We start from the raw sequence: 19130 nt of genomic DNA on the forward strand, positions 1-19130 counted from the left end.
AGGAAGCCCGTGGCATTTCAGGAATGTGTGATCGAAGTGGCGCAGGACCAGGCCGAAGCCTGGTCTGATGCCCTGTTCGACCTCGGCGCGCTGTCGGTCTCGGTGGAAGACGCCGATGCCGACACGCCCGACGAGCAGCCGCTCTTTGGCGAGCCCGGGCTGGAACCGAAGCAACTCGCGTGGAACCGCTCGCGCGTGGTGGCGCTGTTCGGCGACGATGCCGATCCGGCCGTGGTGGTGGCGGCAGCCGCCAACCAGCTCGGCATCGACCCGGTGCCGGCCTACCAGCTGCGCGCGGTCGAGGACCAGGACTGGGTGCGGCTGACGCAATCCCAGTTCGAGCCGATCCGCATCGGCGAGCGCATCTGGGTGGTGCCGTCGTGGCACGATGCACCCGAGCCCGATGCCGTGGTGCTGGAACTGGACCCCGGCCTGGCCTTTGGCACCGGCAGCCATCCCACCACGCGGCTGTGCATGCAGTGGCTGGAGCAGAACCTGAAGCCGGGCGAAACCGTGCTCGACTACGGCTGCGGCTCCGGCATCCTGGCCATCGTGGCACGCAAGCTGGGCGCCGGCGATACCGTCGGCATCGACATCGATCCCAACGCGGTGGAAGCGTCGCGCTACAACGCCGAGCGCAACCGCGTGGAAGCCTCGTTCGCGCTGCCCGAATCGGTGTCCGAGGCCAGCTACGACCTGGTGGTCGCCAACATCCTGTCCAATCCGCTCAAGCTGATGGCCGCCATGCTGAGCGCGCGCGTGCGCGCCGGCGGACGGCTGGTGCTGTCCGGCGTGCTGGAACGCCAGGCGGATGAAGTCGCCGCGGCCTACGCGCCCTGGCTGCCGCTGACGGTGTGGCGCAGCGAGGAAGGCTGGGTGTGCCTGCATGGCACCCGCGGCGCCCAACCCTGATTCACACCGATGGCCGCCGTCAAGCTAGTCACGCGCTGCCCGGCCTGCCGTACCGCCTTCCGGCTGGTCGCCGACCAGTTGCGCCTGCGCCAGGGCCTGGTGCGCTGCGGCCAGTGCGAAACGGTGTTCGACGCGCGCGAGCACCTGATTGAGATTCCGCTGCCGGCCGGCGCTGCATCATCGGCGTCATCGGCGCCATCGGCGGCTGCTTCGCCGGCCACCCCTCCCGCCCCCTCGGCGGCGCCCGCATCGGCTAAAGCCGCGCCTGCGCCGCAGCCTGCCTTCACCCCGACCATCGACCCCGGCTATGACGTGCCGGCGCTGGATGCGCCGACGATGCTGATGTCGTCGCCGGAGGACATGGCCATGCCGGCACCCGCCGGCATGGAAGACGTAGAGATCGAGCAGGCGCTGCGCGAAGCCAACGAAGCCGTCGCCCATCGCGATGCGCGCGAGGCGGAACGCCAGGCTGCCGGCCCGGAGGCGGCCGGGCCCGCCCCCGTCACGGCACCGAAACCCGCCGAGGATGCGCCGGCACAGCCGGCACAAGCGGCGTCCGCGTCCGCCTGGCCGGCACTCGATCACGGCGCGCTCGATACCCCGGCCGCACCGCCCCCCTCCCCGGCCGCTGCGGCGGCACCGGCAGCACCGCAACCGGCTGATGCTGACGCCAAGCCCGTGCCAGTGGCACCCGCTGCCAACATCCCCAGCGCAAGCGAGTTCCTGCGCGCGGCGTCTGCCGATGCCGGGTCCGAGCCGACCGCATGGCCGGATGAGGCATCGGCCCGCCTTGCCACCTCGCCTGCCGCGCCCACCTCACCCACCGTTGGCGACGACGACAACGCCCCCGACACCGGACAGCCGTCCAGCGTCACCGGCGGCGCCGTCGCGCGCGAGCAGACCACGCGCCGCTGGGCACGCACCGAAGCACCGGCCGGCCCGGTCTTCGCCCCCGACTTCCTGCGCCACGCGCGTGAGCGCGAGCGCGAGCGCGAACGGCAGCCCCGCAAGCCCGTGACGGTGCCCCGCTCCGCCTGGCGCGTGGCCGCCGTGGTGCTTGCCATCGCCGCTGCCGTGCAAGTGGTCTACCTGGCACGCAGCCAGCTGGCCGGCCAGTTCCCGATGCTGCGCCCGGCACTCGAGGCCGCCTGCGCGCCGCTGGGCTGCGACGTGCCGCCATGGCGCGACATCGATGCGCTGCGCATCGAGACCTCGCAGCTGCAGCGCCAGGATGAAGACGGCGACACCTACCTGCTGTCGGTCACGCTGCGCAACCTGGGCCGCGCCAGCACCGCCCTGCCCGCGATCGAGCTGGTGATGACCGACCTGCAGGACCAGCTGCTGCTGCGCCGCGTGCTGCAACCCGCGGAGTACCTGGAGCCGTCGCAAAAGGCCTTTGCCGCGCAGGGTCTTCGCGCGGGCATGGAGCTGCCGGTTCGGGTACGATTCCGGACGCAGCAGGCGCCGGCCAACTATCGCGTGCTGATTTTTTACCCCTGAATCCCTGGCCCGCCGCCGGACCGGATCCGAGTCCGGCGGCAGGCCGCGCCCCCCGCTCCGGACACGAACCGGAAATCCATCAGACAACAAGGAGTAGACATGAGCAACGTCACCCTCGGCGGCAACGCCATCGAAGTCGCAGGCAAGTTCCCGCAAGCCGGCGACAAGGCCCCCGCCTTCTCGCTGGTCGGCAAGGACCTGAAGGACGTCACGCTGGCTGACTTCGCCGGCAAGCGCAAGGTGCTGAACATCGTCCCGAGCCTGGACACCCCGGTGTGCCAGGCCTCCGCGCGCAAGTTCAATGAAGCCGCCAGCGGCCTCGCCAACACCGTGGTGCTGACGATCTCGGCCGACCTGCCGTTCGCCATGGGCCGCTTCTGCACCGCTGAAGGCCTGGCCAACGTGGTGCCGCTGTCGACCATGCGCGGCGCCGAGTTCAAGGGCAACTACGGCGTGGACATCAAGTCCGGCCCGCTGGCCGGCGTGACCGCACGTGCCGTGGTGGTGCTCGACGAGAACGACACCGTCAAGTACAGCCAGCTGGTGCCGGAAATCAAGACCGAGCCGGACTACGACGCAGCCCTGGCCGCGCTGAAGTAAATCAGCGGCACGCCCGGGAACCCGCGGGTTCCCGGGCGGCAGGGGGGCGCCGGGGCGGCAGCGGCCGCCCGCATCCCGGGGCGGCCGCTTTTTGTTTTCTGCCCGACCGATACTGCCCGCAAGGGCTCCATTCCACCAATCACCCCAACACCTGGAGAGAGCATGGCCAGCCTGATCTGCGGCTCCGTCGCCTACGACACCATCATGACGTTCGATGGACGCTTCCGTGAACACATCCTGCCGGACCAGATCCACATGCTGAACGTCTCGTTCCTGGTGCCCGGCATGCGCCGCGAGTTCGGCGGCTGCGCCGGCAACATCGCCTACACGCTGAAGATGCTGGGCGGCGATCCCGTGGTGATGGCCACCGTCGGCGCCGATGCCGAACCCTATCTGGACTACCTGCGCAAGCTGGAGATCCCCACCGGCCACATCCGCGTGCTGCCGGAGACCTTCACGGCGCAGGCCATGATCACCACTGACCTGGACAACAACCAGATCACCGCCTTCCACCCTGGCGCAATGAGCCAGTCGCAGCTGAACCACGTCAAGGATGCGCTGGGCGGCGCCAGCGCGCCGGGCCTGGGCATCGTCGCGCCCGACAGCCGCGAGGGCATGCTGCACCACGCGCGCCAGTTCGCCGAGGCCGGCGTGCCGTTCATCTTTGATCTGGGTCAGGCCATGCCCCTGTTCAACGGGGAAGACCTGCGCGAGTTCGTTGAACTCGCCAGTTACGTGACAGTCAATGACTACGAGGCGCAGGTCCTGCTGTCCCGCACCGCCTGGACCAGCGCCGAGGTTGCCGCCAAGGTTCGTGCCTTCATCGTCACGCACGGCGAGCGCGGCGCCAGCATCTTTGCCGAGGGTCGCCAGTACGCGATTCCGGCGGTTGCGGCCGAGCGCATCGTGGACCCGACCGGGTGTGGCGATGCCTTCCGTGGCGGCCTGCTCTACGGCATTGAAAACGGATTAGACTGGGAAACGACTGGCCGCCTGGCATCGCTGATGGGTTCGGTCAAGATCGCGCAACAGGGTCCGCAGAATCACTGGTTGTCGCGCGAGGAAATCGGCAACCGGTTCCAGTCTGCATTCGGGTACCGCTACGCCTGACCTGCGGCCAGCGCGTGGCTTCTTCTCGGGAAACGACATGAACAACAAGCTACGTGGCGGTGCCGTTGCCGTCCTTGCCGTCACCGCCCTGGTTGCCGGCTGCGCTACCCAATCCAACTCCAACAGCGTCTATGGCACGGGCCAGGCGCAGCGTGAACAGACCGTGCGCTACGGCGTGGTCGAAGGCATCCGCGAGGTCACCATCCAGGGTGGCCAGAGCGGTGCCGGCACGCTCGCGGGCGGTGCCATCGGCGGCATTGCCGCAGGCAGCACCATCGGCGGCGGCAACGGCGCGGTGGCGGCCGGGATCCTTGGTGCGGTGCTCGGCGGCATTGCCGGCAGCGCGGCCGAGAACAAGATCAACCAGCGCCGCGGGCTGGAAATCACCGTGCGCCTGGACAACGGCGAGATGCGCGCGATCACGCAGGAGGCCGACGAAGCCTTCCGCCCTGGCGAACGCGTACGGCTGCTGTCCTCGGGCGGCGTGACCCGGGTCACGCACTGAGCCCTCGCGGCCCCGCAGGGCCGCGCCAGGGCGCAGCAGAACGCGCCGCACCTGCAAGGGTCGCGGCGCTTTTTTTCGGCTTTGCAATTCCGTAACATTGCGGCGGACCGCTCCGCGCGCGGGCGCGCGCCCATGAAAAAACCCGCCGGGCGGATGCCATCGGCGGGTCGGCAAGACCTGGTGTCTTGCGGACCGGATACGCAGTATCCGGTCATGCGGGCACGCGCTGCGTGCCGGTGCGGTTCCTTGCGGAACGTGTAAGGTCCACTCCGTGGCGGAGCAGCTTACGGACGGTTGCCCGTCGGGAACGGCCAGGCAGCAGCCGGGTTCAGCGCGGTCTTGGCAGCCGAAGCGGGAGCAACGGCAGGGGCCGCGGCAGGCTTGGCGGCAGCCTTCTTGGCAGCCGGCTTCTTGGCAGCAGCCTTCTTGGCAGCCGGCTTCTTGGCGGCAGCCTTCTTGGCCGGCGCAGCCTTCTTGGCAGCAACCTTCTTCACTGCAGCCTTCTTGGCCGGAGCCTTCTTGGCGACAGCCTTCTTGGCCACGACCTTCTTGGCGGCTACCTTCTTCACCGCGGCCTTCTTGGCCGGAGCCTTCTTGGCTGCAACCTTCTTGGTCGCGACCTTCTTGGCGGCTACCTTCTTCACCGCGGCCTTCTTGGCCGGGGCCTTCTTGGCGGCGGCCTTCTTGGCCGGCGCCTTCTTGGCTGCGACCTTCTTCACAGCGGCCTTCTTGGCCGGTGCCTTCTTGGCGGCCGGTGCTGCCTTCTTGGCGGCTACCTTCTTCACAGCAGCCTTCTTGGCGGCCGGCTTGGCGGCCTTCTTAGCCGCCGGCTTTTTCTTTGCAGCAGTTGCCATGGATAACTCCTTCACTAGAGAGTGAATATCGAATGACCTAAGTTGGCGACCCGACCGACCCGAGGCGCACTACAGCAGCGCGGCCCCAGTCGAGCGAGCGATTCATCGGCGTGCGGCCCGACCACTGCTGCACGCTAATGAATTTGGTTGCAGGCGCACCGCCCCTGGCGGTGACTTGGCGGCCGGAGCGAGCCCGCAAGCGGGTCTCGGGCACGTGCCGCGCCCTGGAATATTCGATCAGCCCGCACCGCCCGTTGAGCCGGCGCACGGCCAGAAATGAGGAGATATCGGACAGCTGGCCCGCGGTGCGGGCTTGGCCTCGCGCACGGCAGACGGCATTCATTCGGTGGTAGCGGGTCCAACCCGTTAATGGACCAAGGGAGACTGCACGCGTTTTAAGAAGCCGGTCCGGCCTGGTCTGCGTCAAAGTTCTCGTGCTCCTCAGCTACTACCTTCGTCACTGCATCGAAGCGCGCATCGCGCTCGTCGTTCCATCTTGCTTCCTGCTTCTCTGCAATGAAGTGAGACTCTTGTCAAGGCGAATCATAATTCGTTTGCACGATGATGTTAAGAAAAAAGTGCAAAAAAACTTGCCTGCATGTATCGCTCGAACTAGTTCTCACGCGCAGGGTCACGAAGACGTTGCCGATAGCATCGCAACGCGTCGCTCGCACGCTGGTGCCGACGCTCGTTTCGCACGCTCGCACATGCAGCGCGACACCCCATCGCACGCACCGCGCATCGCAGCTTTTACACGCCGCGACAAACCCTGACGACCAGCATCGCAACGCGCGCCTGACGACTGCGCAATGCCGCTGCGCGCGTCATCGCGTTTTCCGAAAAGCCGCATGGACAAAGGCTTTGCGGGCGATGCACCGATACGCGTGCGGCAGCCTTCGACTGGCGTGGACACGTTCCTGATCGCGCGCGCGCCGCGCTGCGCGACACACGCCCTGCATGCTTTACACAGTCGGCAGCGCACGCACGCGCCGTTATGCGACCAGGCCTCGGCCATGCTCGCTTCGCGCTTCGCGCGACACCGTCGCACACACCATCCAAGAGTGATGCGTGCACGCAACGGTTTGCATCGACGCAACAGCGCGAAGGCATCGCGAGGTCATCAAAGCGTTGCGATCGAGCCAAGCCGCGACGCTCGCGAAGCATCGCGGCAACACTTCGGCAGACGCTTCGATCAAGCCATCGGCATGCGTGTTCGATCCGCGCGCTTGCCGAGCGATCCGGATCGCGCGCGCCGTGCCTCGCGTGTTCGCGCAATCCCCCTCGCGACTCTGCGCGCCACTCGCCTCGCCCTGCCGGCAGCGCGTCGTACGTCCGCTTAGAGGATTGCTTCAGCGCCCGCCCGCCGGCGCCTTTTGCTGCATCACAATAACCCGCAAACGGCGGCTGCATGCGGCTTTCCGGGTAGCAGGCAATGGCCGCGGAAAGGCGCGCGCCGCGCCGCGCCGGATTGCGGCGCGCCCCCGGCGCCAGTAGATTGGCGTGGCTACGAACCTCAAAGGAGACATCATGCGCATCCATTCCCCCCTTGCTTCGACCCTGCGCGCCGCCGTGATCGCCGCAACCCTGCTCGGCAGCGCCGCGGCGATGGCGCAGGCCACGCCCAGCGGCATGTGGAAGACCATCGACGACAACACCGGCAAGCCGCGCGGGCTGGTGGAGATCACCGAGAAGAACGGCGTCTTCAGCGGACGCCTGGTCAAGACCTTCGTCGAGAGCGACGGCAAGCCGCGCGTGTGCGACAAGTGCACCGACGCACGCAAGGACCAGCCCGTCATCGGCATGACCATCCTCTCCGGCCTGCGCAAGACCGGCGACAACGAGTGGAGCGGCGGCGAGATCCTCGATCCGGAGAACGGCAAGGTCTACAAGAGCAAGATGTCGCTGGCCGAGGACGGCAACAAGCTCAACGTGCGCGGCTTCATCGGCATCAGCCTGATCGGCCGCACCCAGACCTGGGAACGCGACCACTGACCCTGCCGGCACGGCGCGGGACTCAGGGTTTCTCCGGGGCATGCCGTTGCGTGTCCCCGCCGAACGAGAAACGGCAGTCGAAAAATACCGGGCGGTTCATCACCGCCCGGTTTTTTTGTCCACGATGCTGCGCTTTACATCCGGTAGCGCAGGGTGGCCATCACGCTGCGCGGGGCACCCGGCATGTTCAGGTTGGGGCTGGTGCCATGCGCGGACACGATGTAGCCCTTGTCGAACAGGTTGTACAGGTTCAGCTGTGCCTCGAAGGCGCCGCGGCGGTACCAGGCCATCGCATCGGCGGTGACATAGCCGGGCAGCGTCACGGTGTTCAGCGGGTCGGCATAGCGCGCGCCCACCAGGTTCAGGCCGGCGCCAACGCCGAAGCCGTGGCCCAGGTCCTTGGTCAGCCACGCGTTGCCGGAGTGGCGCGGCGTGATGGTGGCGCGCTTGCCCTGCAGCGCGGCGGTGGACTTGGTGACGGTGGCATCCAGGTAGGCGTAGCCGGCCAGCATGCGCCAGCCGCCGCCGAGTTCAGCCGCGCCGGAGATCTCGATGCCGTCGGTGCGCTGTTCGCCGATCGGCAGCAGCGCCGTGTTGGTGGCGTTGGCGATCTTGATATTGCTGCGCTCCAGCCTGAACACCGAGATCGTCGTGCTCGCCTTGCCGTTCAGCCAGTCGTACTTTGCGCCCACCTCGGTGTTGTTGGTGGTCTCCGGTGCCAGGTCGGCATTGTTGGCCGCCAGCGCGAAAGCCTCGCCGGAGGGCTGGAACGACTTGCTCCAGGACACGTAGTACGACTGCGACTTCGACGGCTGCCACACCAGGCCGGCGCGCGGGCTCCAGGCGGTGTCGGTGCGCGACAGATTGCGCTGGCCGGCGATGCGGGTCTGCGTCTCCTGCTGGAAGTTGTCGTAGCGCACGCCCAGCAGCGCCTTCCACTGCTCGCTGAAGGTGATCATGTCCTGGGTGTAGAACGCCAGGGTATTGAACACGCCAAGGTTCGACGTGCCCGGCGTGCCGGGTGCCTGGCGCGGCAGCGCCACCAACACCGGGTTGAACAGGTCGAAAGCGATCGGCAGGCCGTTGGCGCCGACCACCGGCTTGGTGTTGTTGACCTGGTCCTTGTTCTGCTGGCCGATCTCCATGCCGTACAGGATCTCGTGCTTCATGCCCAGGAAGGTGGCCTTCTGGGTCAGGTCGGTCTGGTTGAACCAGCCATGTTCCTCGCGGCGGACATTGCCGTGGTTCATGGTGAGGGTGCGCGCCGCCTCGTTCACCGTGTTGGTCAGCGTGTTGTTGCGGTCCAGCGAGTAGTGGTAGTAGCGCGTAGCGTTGCGGATCGACCAGTTCTCATTGAAGCGATGGTTGACCGTGGCGGTGCCGGAGAACACGCGCGACTGCGAGTAGTCGGCATCGCGCGCGTTGGCCGCGCCGTAGTAGCGCGAGGCCGGCACGTCCACCGGGCGTCCCTTGTAGGCCGGGATGCCGAAGTCGGTCACGCGGCGGTCTTCCAGGTAGTCTGCCTGGAACAGCACGGTGGTTTCGGGAGCGATGCGCAGCTCCAGCGACGGCGCGATCGCCGAGCGGTCCAGGAACTGCTGCGAGCGGTAGCTGTTGGCCTTCTCCACCGCGCCGGTCACGCGGAAGGCGGCGGCGCCGTCGGCAAACACGCGGCCCACGTCGGCTTCGGCGCGGCGGTCGGCCCACATGCCGTAGCTGAGTGCGAAGTCGGTGACGTCGATGCCCGGCTTCTTGGTCACGCGGTTGATCAGGCCGCCCGACGAGCCGCGCCCGTACAGCACCGCCGCGGGACCCTTGATGACTTCGACGCGGTCGACATTGGACATGTCGCGGAAGTACAGCGCATCGTCGCGGATGCCGTCGACGAACTGGTCGGCGATGGCGGAAAAGCCGCGGATCGACACCTGGTCGCGCTGGCCGTCGCCGTGCGAGAACGACACGCCCGGCACGTTCTTCAGCGCATCCTGCATCGAAGTGGCGTGCTGGTCGCGCATGACATCGGCGGTGACCACGTTGACGGTCTGCGGGATGTCGCGCAGCGGCGCCTCGGTCTTGGTCGCGCTGACCGCATTGGGCGGGTTATAGCCGGTGCCAAGCTCGCGGCTGACATCGGCCCTGACCGTGACCTCAGGCAACTGCGCCGAAGCGCCTGGCGCGGCCTGGGCCCACGTCAGCACCGGTTGAAATACGAAGCTCCCCGCCACCGCGGCACAGATCGGGTGAAGTTTTATTCTCATTTCCCTGTAATCGGCTGTAATAGTTTTGAAAACGCGGGCGCATTATCGATTACAGGATTGCCAGGGTCAACGAGATTGCGAATTATTCCTATTCGCGATCAATATATGTTGCTTTCGGCACAAGTGGCGGTTGCCACAGTCCGTCTTGTGATCCATTCCCCGACTTGAGGTGTCGTACTGAATGCCCGTCTCTTAGCCCAGCTGCCCGGCAAGCGCATCGCGCGCCTCGGCTACAAACGCTGACTCCCCGCGCCGCGCGGGCAGCAGGAAGAACTCCGCCTCAGGCAGCCGCGGCAGCCCCAGCCGTGCAATGGTGGCGGCGTCCAGCGGCGCCACGCCGGGGCCGATCGCCGAGGCGTTCAGGCACGACATCCCAAGCCCCGCCGCCAGTGCCAGATGCAGCCCCGCCACGCCTGACGCGGAGTGCGCAATCTCGAACGGAAGCCGCTTGCGCAGCAGCAGCTGCACCACGTACTGATGCAGCGAGCAGGTATCGGGCAGCAGCACCAGCGGCAGCGTCGCGGACAGGCTGTCGGCCTCGGCCGGCGCGGCTACCCAGGCCAGCGGCTCACGCCGCAGCATAGTGCCGCGCGTGCCCTGCCCGCGCGTGCCCGGCAGGCGCATGCTGAGGCCGATATCGAAGGTGTCCATCTCCGCGGCGGCGTCGATCGCCGCGCTCTTCATCACCGTCACGTGCAGGCGCAGGTAGGGGTAGCGCTCGCGCAGGCGCCGCAACATGCCGGCGATCTCGCCCGGGCGGAAGTAGTCGGTCACGGCCAGCCGCAGTTCGCCCGCCAGCGCGTGGCCGCGCAGGTCCTGCAGGGCCAGCTCGTTGAGCGCCAGGATGCGCCGCGCGTGTTCCAGCAACCGCTCGCCCGCCGGCGTCGGCACCGCGCCATGCCGGCCGCGCGACAGCAGCGGCACGCCGGCGCGCTCCTCCAGCTTGCGCAGCTGCTCGCTGACCGACGACTGCGACAGGAACAGCCTGGGCGCGGCCGCCGACAGGCTGCCGCTGTCCGCGACCGTGACAAAGGTGCGTAACTGGTCGGTTTCGAATCCACGCATGGCAAGGCTCCGGCAAGGGTGGCATTACTTCGGATAATCCGATGTTACGCATCGAATATTCCCGCTTTTCCGATACTACACCACCCCCTACCATGGCATCACCAACCCACGAAAAACCAAGGAGCCAGCCATGCCCCACATCGTCCTGCACCTGTCCGGCCAACCCGATGCCGACCTCACCCGCCGCAGCGCCAGGGCGATCGCCGACCTGACCGAGCGCGTGCTCGGCAAGAAGCGCGAGGTGATTGCCGTCACGGTCCAGTACATCCCGCACGACAGCTGGATCATCGCCGACGTGCCGCTGTCGGAGCAGGGCCGCAACGCCTTCCACCTGGACATCAGCGTGACCGATGAAACCAACACCAAGGCGGAGAAAGCGCAGTTCATCGAGGCCGTGTTCGAGACCATGTCGGGGCTGCTGGGCAAGCTGCATCCGGTGTCGTACGTGCACGTGATCGACGCCCGCGCCGCGGCCTATGGCTACGGCGGGCGCACGCAGGAGTACCGCCACCAGCACGGCTGAAACGGCGCATCTCCTTCATGCCGGCAACTGTCATCCCAGTGCCCCCGCGGCGAGACCGGAGGTTACGCCGCGGGCCAAGCTGTGGCAAAGTCGCCGGCTGATCCCTTTTCCTGACGGACTGACAGAGACAAGGCGCCACAAGCGCCAGCCCCCGCGCGGCAACGGACCGAACCTCAGGACAAGGAAACCCTGAAGGAGATCCGATGTCGTTTCTGATCGTGCTGGCAGCCCTTGCCTTTCTGATGTTCGCCGCGTACCGCGGCTACAGCGTGATCCTGTTCGCGCCCATCGCCGCGCTGGGCGCGGTGCTGCTGACCGACCCGTCCGCGGTCGCGCCGGTGTTCACCGGTATCTTCATGGAGAAGATGGTCGGCTTCGTGAAACTGTATTTCCCCGTGTTCCTATTAGGCGCGGTATTCGGCAAGGTGGTCGAGCTGTCCGGCTTTTCCGAGTCCATCGTCGCCGCGGCGATCCGCTATATCGGGCGCTCGCGCGCCAATGCGGTGATCGTCACGGTATGCGCGCTGCTGACCTATGGCGGCGTGTCGCTGTTCGTGGTGGTGTTCGCGGTCTATCCGTTCGCGGCCGAGCTGTACCGCCAGAGCAACATCCCCAAGCGGCTGATGCCGGGCGCGATCGCACTGGGCGCGTTCTCGTTCACCATGGATTCGCTGCCGGGCACGCCGCAGATCCAGAACATCATCCCCACCAACTTCTTCAACACCACCTCCTGGGCCGCACCGGTGCTGGGCGTGGCCGGCTCGCTGTTTATCCTGGTGGTGGGCCTGAGCTACCTGGAATGGCGCCGCCGCGCCGCCGCCGCGCGTGGCGAAGGCTACGGCACCAACCTGCGCAACGAGCCCGAGCGCAGCCAGTCCGGCAAGCTGCCGCACCCGCTGCTGGCGCTGCTGCCGCTGGTGGTGGTGGGCGTGGCCAACTTCTGGCTGACGCGGATGATCCCGCTCTGGTATGGCCCTTCCAACAGCGTGGCGCTGCCGGGCCTGCCCAAGCCGGTGGAAACCAAGATCGCCAGCGTGACCGCGATCTGGGCAGTGGAAGGCGCGCTGCTGCTGGGCATCGCCGTGGTGCTGGTGACCGCCTTCGGCGCCCTGCGCGAGCGCTTTGCCGAGGGCACCAAGGGCGCCGTCGGCGGCGCGCTGCTGGCATCGATGAACACGGCATCGGAATACGGCTTCGGCGGGGTCATCGCCGCCCTGCCCGGCTTCCTGGTGGTCAGCGACGCGCTGCGCGCGATTCCCAACCCGCTGGTCAATGCCGCGGTCTCGGTCAGCACGCTGGCCGGCATCACCGGCTCGGCCTCGGGCGGCATGAGCATCGCGCTGGCGGCGATGTCGCAGACCTTTATCGCGGGCGCGCAGGCCATGCAGATCCCGCTGGAAGTACTGCACCGCGTGGTGTCGATGGCCAGCGGCGGCATGGACACGCTGCCGCACAACGGCGCCGTGATCACGCTGCTGGCGGTGACCGGCCTGACCCACCGCGAGTCCTACCGCGATATCTTCGCCGTCACAATGATCAAGACCGCCGCGGTGTTCTTCGTCATCTCGGTGTATTTTCTGACCGGACTGGTCTGAAGCAATCCCGGCCCGCGCGGCTTGTACATTCCAGGTGTTGTTAACTAGTGTGGTTGGGTGCCGCCCGGCACCTGACCCGGCAAACCAGGAAGCCGACACATGAAGCAAGTCACCCTGCCCGACGGCGAGCGCGTCCCGGCGCTCGGCATGGGAACGTGGAATATGGGCGAGTCGCGCGCCGCGCGCGCCGAAGAAATCGCCACGCTGCGCCTGGGCCTGGACCTTGGCCTGCGGCTGATCGATACCGCCGAGATGTATGGCGAGGGCCAGTCCGAGGAGATGATCGGCGAGGCCATCGCCGGGCGCCGCGACGAGGCCTTCCTCGTCAGCAAGGTCTATCCCTTCAACGCCAGCCGGCGCGGCACCGTGCAGGCCTGCGAGCGCAGCCTGAAGCGGCTGCGCACCGACCGCATCGACCTCTATTTATTGCACTGGCGCGGCGGCGTGCCGCTGGAAGAGACCGTGCAGGCCATGGAGGCGCTGCAGCGCGACGGCAAGATCCGCCGCTGGGGCGTGAGCAACCTGGACCTGTCCGATATGCAGGAGTTGTGGGACGCACCGGGCGGCGACCGGCTGGCCATCAACCAGTTGCTGTACAACCTGGGCCGGCGCGGCATCGAATGGGACCTGCTGCCGTGGCTGCGCCAGCGCGGCGTGCCGGTGATGGCCTATTCGCCGATCGAGCAGTCACGCCTGCTGGGCAACCCCGGTCTGAAGCGCTTTGCGCGCGACCACGGCATGACGGCGGCACAGGCGGCGCTGGCCTGGCTGCTGGCGCAGGACGGCGTCATCGCCATCCCCAAGACCAGCCGGCGCGAGCGCCTGCTGGAGAACCTGGGCGCGCTGTCGCATACGCTGTCGGCCGCCCAGCTGGCCGAGCTCGACCGCATCTTCCCGCCGCCCGGCGGCCCGGGCCCGCTGGAAATGCTCTGACCAGGCTGCCGCGCGTGCCCTCAGGGCACGCGGGCCACGTAGCGCTCGCGCTCGACGTAGCGCACCAGGTAGTTGCGCGCCTTCTCGCGGGTGTCGGTGGTCACGCGCGCCGCTGCCTGGCGCGCGCTGCTCTTGCCGTGCGACGACGACATCTGCCCATCCAGGTAGGTGCGGAAGGAATCATGCATGGCGCCCAGCTCAGGCTCGCACGCGGCCAGCGCCAGGTTGGCCACGTCCTTGGGCTGGCCCTTGGCCGACAGGTTATCGTTGGCCTTCTTCTGGGCGCAGTCCATGTATTTGGCGCGCAGCGCCTGCCAGCCGCTGCTGTCGACGGCCGACTGCGATCCGGCAGCTGCGGCGCCGGCGTCATTGGAAGAACCCGAAGGATGTGAAGCGCACGCGGCCAGGAAGGCCAGCGGCAGGGCTGTCAGGAGTTTTTTCATGGCTGGATGATGCGGTCACGGCGCATTGGGCCGTCCCATGGGTAGCCATGGGACGTTCCGGGCGCAAGACTGGCTATTCTTGCCGCGAATGGCCTCCCGGCGCCACCTTCGTCACAAATGGAAACGTCTCTGCGCGGTCCGGTATTTGCCCGGGTGCTTCCGGCGCCTATGCTTCAAAGACGACAACAACACCAAGGAGACGAGATGAAACGTCGAACCTTCCTTTCGGCCAGCGCGGGTCTGGCCCTCGGCAGCCTGGCCCTGGGTGCCTGCACCACCACCAAGCCCGATGCTCCCACCGACAAGGCCGCACGCCGGCGCGAGCTTGACTCCGGCGTGGACGCCACGCTGTCGCGCCTGTACAGCTCGGTCCAGGGGTCGCGCGAGCTGGGCAACCGCGCGCGCGGCATCCTGGTGTTCCCGAAGACGCTGTCGGCCGGCTTTATCGTCGGCGGCGAGTATGGCGACGGTGCCCTGCGCTCGGGCGGCGCCACGCGCGGTTATTACCGCCTGATCTCCGGCTCGGTCGGCTGGCAGATCGGTGCGCAGTCCAAGTCCGTGATCCTGATGTTCCTGACGCAGGACACCTATGACAAGTTCGTGCGCAGCGAAGGCTGGGTCGCGGGCGTCGATGCCACCGTGGCCGTGGCAACGGTTGGCGCCAGCGGCGTGCTGGACACCAAGACCGCCCAGCAACCCATCGTCGGCTTCGTCATGACCAATGCGGGCCTGATGGCGGGCCTGAGCCTAGAGGGCAGCAAGATCACCAAGCTCGACCTGTAAGGGCGGGCTTGCGGTGACCGCCGCGCGGCTTGCGTTCCGCGCGGCGCCCTCATTTTTCGCGACCGCGCGCCGCTAACGGATAGAATTCGTCCCTTTGGCCGAATTCCCATGTGGTTCAAGAATCTGCAGGTCCATCGTTTCTCCGCCCCGTGGTCGCTGAGCGCCGACGAGGTTGAAGCCAGCCTGGCGAAGCACGCCTTCTTCCCCGGTACCAGCCTCGAAATGCAAACCCAGGGCTGGGCCTCGCCGCGTGACAACGGCCAGCTGGTCCATACCGTCGGCGGCCAGATGCTGCTGACGCTGCGCACTGAAAAGAAGCTGCTGCCCACCACCGTGGTCAACCAGGTCACGCGCGCCCGCGCCGCGGAAATCGAAGAGCAGCAAGGCTACAAGCCGGGCCGCAAGCAAATGAAGGAACTGAAGGAGCAGGTCACCGAAGAACTGCTGCCGCGCGCCTTCAGCATCCGCCGCGACACGCGTGTGTGGATCGACCCGGACAACGGCTGGCTTGCCATTGACGCCGCCGCCACGGCCAAGGCCGATGAAGTGCGCGGCATGCTGTTCAAGGCACTGGATCCGCTGCCGCTGATCAACCTGCACGTCAACCAGTCGCCGGTGGCAGCCATGACCGAATGGCTGGCCGGCGATGCGGCACCGGGCGGTTTCAGCGTCGACCAGGAAATCGAGCTGCAGTCCGGCGCCGAAAGCAAGGCCACCGTGCGTTACGTGCGCCACCCGCTGGACCCGGAAGACCTGCGCCGCCATATCGCCGCCGGCAAGCGCTGCACGCGCCTGGCGATGACGTGGAACGACCGGGTCTCGTTCGTGCTGACCGACGGGCTGGTGGTGAAGAAGGTGGCGCCGCTGGACGTGATCAAGGAACAGGCCGATGGCACGGCGCACGATGAAGACGAGCGCTTCGACGCCGATTTCACCATGATGGCCGGCGAACTCTCCGGCATGCTCGGCGACCTCACCGAGGCGCTGGGCGGCGAGCGCAAGGCGTAAGCCGAACCTCTTGCAGGAACCGTGGCGCTGTTGAAGGACAGCGCCACGCAGGCGATTACTCCATCCAGTTCACCTTCGGGAACCGCTTGGCGAATCCCTCCGGCATCGCCACCACTTTCTTCCCCACGTAGTCGAAGAAGACAAAGCCCGACTTGGCCATCGCGATCAGCGTGCCGTCGGCCGGCCGCGTGATGCGGAAGATGATGTCGCCGCCGTACTTGTTGAAGTCCATCACCCCCACCTCGAACTGCAGCTGGTCGCGCGCATGCGCCTCGTTGCGGTACATCGTGGCCAGGTCGGTCACGATGATGCCGACGCCTTCCTGCCGCACATCCTCGCTGCCGAATTCATACAGGAAGCGCGCCCGCGCCTCGGAGATCATCGAGATCATCGAATCGTTGGCCAGGTGGTTGGCCGAGTTGATGTCGGTCACGCGCACGGTCAGGTGCGTGGCGTAGCAGAACTGGTCGGCAGGCAGGTCGAGTTTGAGGCGGGCCATGATGGAAAAGCAAAAAATGGATCGGACGCCGCACGGGATCAGGCAGGCAAGCAGCAGAGACGGCGGCGCCCATCATAAGGGAAACGTCGGCTCGGATTGCGGCACTGCCGCAATAACCCTCCCGCACAGGCCCCCGGGTAAGTACTCCCCACTCTTTTCGTCCATCCCGCCGATGCCCCGCCATGGCGCTGCCTCGTAGGCTGCAGGTTGCCGTGGTCACTGGCGCCCTGGCGCACCCGTACCGCGCACCGACACGATGTCAACGACTGGAGGAAACACCATGCAAGCCGACCGCCGCAAAGCCCTGCACTGGCTGGGAGCAGGTTCCCTGGCAACCACCGCCTCGACTCTTGGAATCAGCCGGGCGTGGGCCCAGCAGGCTTACCCGTCGCGCCCGGTGCGGGTGGTAGTGCCCTACCCGCCCGGCGGTGCCACCGACGTGCTGGCGCGCGCGCTGGGCGATCCGCTCAGCAAGCTGTGGCAGCGCCCTGTGATCGTCGAGAACCGCCCCGGCGTGGGTGGCATGATCGGCGCCGACGTGGTCGCCAAGGCGCCGGCGGACGGCTACACGCTGCTGCTGGGCTTGCCCAGCCTGGTGCAGACGCCCTATATGGTGGCCAAGCCGCCGTTCGATCCGCTGCGCGACCTGACCGCCATCTGCCAGCTGTGCACCTCGAGCCTGGTGCTGACCGCCAGCAGCGCCATGCCGCGCACGCTGCCGCAGATGGTCAGCCTGGCCAAGTCCCAGCCCGACAAGTATTCCTATGGCACCTATGGCATTGGCACCGGCGCCCATCTCTATATGCAGGTCTTTCTCAAGGGAGCTGGCGCCGAACTGGTCCATGTCCCGTACAAGGGCGAAGCCCCCATCGCCACCGACCTGATCGGCGGCCAGATCTCGCTGGGAACGCTGTCGCCGATGACGGTGCGCCAGCATGCGCGCACCGGCAAGCTCCAGCCGCTGGCGGTCACCGGCAATACCCGCGCGCCGATGCTGCCGGATGTGCCGACCTTCCAGGAACTCGGCTACAAGGGCCTGGACGGCCCGGCCTGGCTGGGCCTGTTCACCACCGCCGGCACGCCGCAGGCCATCGTCGACAAGGTCTCGGCCGATGTGGAAACGGTGATGGCCGCGCCGGACATCCGCCAGCGCCTCGCCGAGCTGGGGCTGATCGTTAAGACGACGCAGCCGGCGGCGTTCGCGGCGACGGCCAGAGCGGACCAGGCGTACTGGGGCAACGTGATCAAGGAAAACAATATCCGGCTGGATTGAGGCATGGTGTTGCCGGCATCGGCTCAGATGCCGGCTTCCCCGCACCAGCGCACCAGCGCGTCGCGGAAGTCGCGGCACAGCGGCGACAGGTAGGCGCTGGATCGCCAGAACACGGCCAGCTCATACTGCCAGCACATGCCATCGCCCTCCACGGCTTCCAGGCCCTGCGCCACCGCCTGGCCCAGCAGCCGCTGCGGCATGATGCCGAGCAGGTCGGTGTTGCGCAGCAGGTCCGCGAATGACACTGACGAACTGGTGCTTTCCACGGTCACGCGCGGCGGCGGCAGGCCCCGGCTGGTGAAGCGCCCCTCGAAGCCGCTGCGCACATAGAGCGAGGTGGCGGGCGCCACCCAGTGCTCGTCCACCAGATCGGCCAGCGAGCGGAAGCGCGCGCGCCGCGGATGCCCCGCGCGCGCCACCACCTGCAGCGTCAGCGCGCCCAGCGGCAGGTACTCGACGCCATCGGTTTCGCCGTCCGGCATGGCGGCGCAGACCAGGTCCACCTCGCCGCCCTGCAGCGCGGCCATCAGCTGCGGGCTCAGGTGCGTGGTGATCGAGAACCTGGCCAGCGGCCGGCTGGCCAGGAACTGCTCAAGCAGCGGCGAGAACAGCGACGGCACCACGTGCGGCAGCGTCGCCACGCGCACCTGGCCGACGCGCGCCTGGCGCTCGTCGTTGATCTCGTTCTCCATATCGTCATTGGCCAGCACGATGCGCCGCGCGTGCGCCAGCAGCTTGTGGCCCACCGGCGTCAGCATGACGCCGCGCGGCATGCGCTCGAACAGCTGCAGTCCGGCCTCGCCCTCCAGCCGCGCCAATACCTTGGACAGCGACGACTGGGTCAGCCCCAGCGTGCCGGCAGCCTTGTGCAGGTTGCCGTGCTCGGCCACCACCAGGAACAGTCTGAGGTCTTCGGTCTTCATGCAGCGATTCCTGTGGTTGGCCGATATAGCGCGATGTTGCGACGGTGGCCGGGGCATTTTAGTCCGCGATTCCGGTTCGGAATCGGTTTGCCGGGCGCCGGCATCAATGCGCGCCGACATGCGCCATAGACTTTTCCGCATGCAGCACAGGACGGCGATCGCGCAAAGCCCGGACCACACGGGACGCTTCGAACGCATCCGGCAACCAGCCCGCCCGCGCTGCCGCAGACCAGACAAGGAGACCACATGCCCCGCCCACCCGACGCCCGCCGGCGCACACTGCTCAAGGCCATGCCGGCCGCCGCGCTCTTCCCTGCCATGCTCAGCCTGCCCGCCACCGTGCGCGCCCAGGCC

18 protein-coding genes are annotated in these 19130 nt (G+C 67.4%); 12 read left to right on the forward strand and 6 right to left on the reverse strand.

Annotated elements, in window-relative coordinates; genetic code table 11:
• Positions 1-9 precede the first annotated feature (9 nt).
• The 5 genes from prmA to AC3WRR_RS22910 all read left to right on the forward strand — a co-directional run bounded on the left by prmA (position 10) and on the right by AC3WRR_RS22910 (position 4627).
• The gene (gene prmA / locus AC3WRR_RS22890) at positions 10-912 is read left to right on the forward strand and encodes a 50S ribosomal protein L11 methyltransferase (protein WP_010813182.1); all 903 of its coding nucleotides are present in this window, start codon (positions 10-12) and stop codon (positions 910-912) included.
• A gap of 9 nt (positions 913-921) precedes the next feature.
• Positions 922-2412 (forward strand): DUF3426 domain-containing protein, encoded by a 1491-nt coding sequence (locus tag AC3WRR_RS22895; protein ID WP_492298210.1) that lies wholly within the window; start codon positions 922-924, stop codon positions 2410-2412.
• Positions 2413-2511: 99 nt separating this feature from the next.
• Positions 2512-3012: a thiol peroxidase gene (tpx, locus tag AC3WRR_RS22900; protein WP_010813180.1), complete on the forward strand. Its 501-nt coding sequence runs from the start codon at positions 2512-2514 to the stop codon at positions 3010-3012.
• 162 nt (positions 3013-3174) lie between these two features.
• The gene (locus AC3WRR_RS22905) at positions 3175-4122 is read left to right on the forward strand and encodes a carbohydrate kinase family protein (RefSeq protein WP_492298212.1); all 948 of its coding nucleotides are present in this window, start codon (positions 3175-3177) and stop codon (positions 4120-4122) included.
• A gap of 37 nt (positions 4123-4159) precedes the next feature.
• Positions 4160-4627: an outer membrane lipoprotein gene (locus AC3WRR_RS22910; protein ID WP_010813178.1), complete on the forward strand. Its 468-nt coding sequence runs from the start codon at positions 4160-4162 to the stop codon at positions 4625-4627.
• Positions 4628-4911: 284 nt separating this feature from the next.
• Here AC3WRR_RS22910 and AC3WRR_RS22915 read toward each other — a convergent pair whose 3' ends face one another.
• The gene (locus tag AC3WRR_RS22915) at positions 4912-5481 is read right to left on the reverse strand and encodes a histone H1-like DNA-binding protein (protein ID WP_454749664.1); all 570 of its coding nucleotides are present in this window, start codon (positions 5479-5481) and stop codon (positions 4912-4914) included.
• 1527 nt (positions 5482-7008) lie between these two features.
• On the opposite strand from AC3WRR_RS22915, the gene AC3WRR_RS22920 reads away from it, so the two are divergent.
• Positions 7009-7473 (forward strand): DUF2147 domain-containing protein, encoded by a 465-nt coding sequence (locus tag AC3WRR_RS22920; RefSeq protein WP_010813175.1) that lies wholly within the window; start codon positions 7009-7011, stop codon positions 7471-7473.
• A gap of 134 nt (positions 7474-7607) precedes the next feature.
• Here AC3WRR_RS22920 and AC3WRR_RS22925 read toward each other — a convergent pair whose 3' ends face one another.
• Both AC3WRR_RS22925 and AC3WRR_RS22930 read right to left on the reverse strand, forming a co-directional pair.
• On the reverse strand, positions 7608-9731 hold the full coding sequence (locus AC3WRR_RS22925) for a TonB-dependent receptor (protein ID WP_492298215.1): 2124 nt from the start codon (positions 9729-9731) through the stop codon (positions 7608-7610).
• Positions 9732-9923: 192 nt separating this feature from the next.
• Complete coding sequence (locus AC3WRR_RS22930; RefSeq protein WP_492298217.1) at positions 9924-10796, reverse strand: LysR family transcriptional regulator; 873 nt, start codon at positions 10794-10796, stop codon at positions 9924-9926.
• Between the two features lie 130 nt (positions 10797-10926).
• Here AC3WRR_RS22930 and AC3WRR_RS22935 point away from each other — a divergent pair, with 130 nt between their 5' ends.
• The 3 genes from AC3WRR_RS22935 (at position 10927) to AC3WRR_RS22945 (ending at position 13847) form a co-directional block, all read left to right on the forward strand.
• On the forward strand, positions 10927-11319 hold the full coding sequence (locus AC3WRR_RS22935) for a tautomerase family protein (RefSeq protein ID WP_011616031.1): 393 nt from the start codon (positions 10927-10929) through the stop codon (positions 11317-11319).
• Positions 11320-11522: 203 nt separating this feature from the next.
• Positions 11523-12914, forward strand: a complete 1392-nt coding sequence (locus tag AC3WRR_RS22940; RefSeq protein WP_010813171.1) for a GntP family permease — start codon at positions 11523-11525, stop codon at positions 12912-12914.
• A gap of 99 nt (positions 12915-13013) precedes the next feature.
• Positions 13014-13847 (forward strand): aldo/keto reductase, encoded by an 834-nt coding sequence (locus tag AC3WRR_RS22945; protein ID WP_492298219.1) that lies wholly within the window; start codon positions 13014-13016, stop codon positions 13845-13847.
• A 20-nt stretch (positions 13848-13867) separates the two neighbouring features.
• Here the strand turns inward: AC3WRR_RS22945 and AC3WRR_RS22950 are convergent, their stop codons facing one another.
• A complete protein-coding gene (locus tag AC3WRR_RS22950) occupies positions 13868-14290 on the reverse strand; it encodes a hypothetical protein (protein ID WP_492298221.1) in 423 nt (140 codons plus the stop codon).
• A 204-nt stretch (positions 14291-14494) separates the two neighbouring features.
• Between AC3WRR_RS22950 and AC3WRR_RS22955 the strand changes: the two genes are divergently transcribed.
• Positions 14495-15073 carry a BPSL1445 family SYLF domain-containing lipoprotein gene (locus AC3WRR_RS22955; protein ID WP_492298223.1) on the forward strand — a complete coding sequence of 193 codons (579 nt, stop codon included), beginning with the start codon at positions 14495-14497 and terminating at the stop codon, positions 15071-15073.
• 108 nt (positions 15074-15181) lie between these two features.
• Positions 15182-16081: a recombination-associated protein RdgC gene (locus tag AC3WRR_RS22960; protein WP_439668254.1), complete on the forward strand. Its 900-nt coding sequence runs from the start codon at positions 15182-15184 to the stop codon at positions 16079-16081.
• A 55-nt stretch (positions 16082-16136) separates the two neighbouring features.
• On the opposite strand, the gene AC3WRR_RS22965 is transcribed toward AC3WRR_RS22960, so the two are convergent.
• The gene (locus AC3WRR_RS22965) at positions 16137-16580 is read right to left on the reverse strand and encodes a thioesterase family protein (RefSeq protein WP_010813166.1); all 444 of its coding nucleotides are present in this window, start codon (positions 16578-16580) and stop codon (positions 16137-16139) included.
• A gap of 280 nt (positions 16581-16860) precedes the next feature.
• Here AC3WRR_RS22965 and AC3WRR_RS22970 point away from each other — a divergent pair, with 280 nt between their 5' ends.
• A complete protein-coding gene (locus AC3WRR_RS22970; protein ID WP_439668255.1) occupies positions 16861-17853 on the forward strand; it encodes a Bug family tripartite tricarboxylate transporter substrate binding protein in 993 nt (330 codons plus the stop codon).
• 23 nt (positions 17854-17876) lie between these two features.
• Here AC3WRR_RS22970 and AC3WRR_RS22975 read toward each other — a convergent pair whose 3' ends face one another.
• The gene (locus tag AC3WRR_RS22975) at positions 17877-18776 is read right to left on the reverse strand and encodes a LysR family transcriptional regulator (RefSeq protein WP_010813164.1); all 900 of its coding nucleotides are present in this window, start codon (positions 18774-18776) and stop codon (positions 17877-17879) included.
• Between the last annotated feature and the right edge of the window lie 354 nt (positions 18777-19130).

This window comes from Cupriavidus sp. FW305-3-2-15-C-LB2 (genome assembly GCF_058787575.1).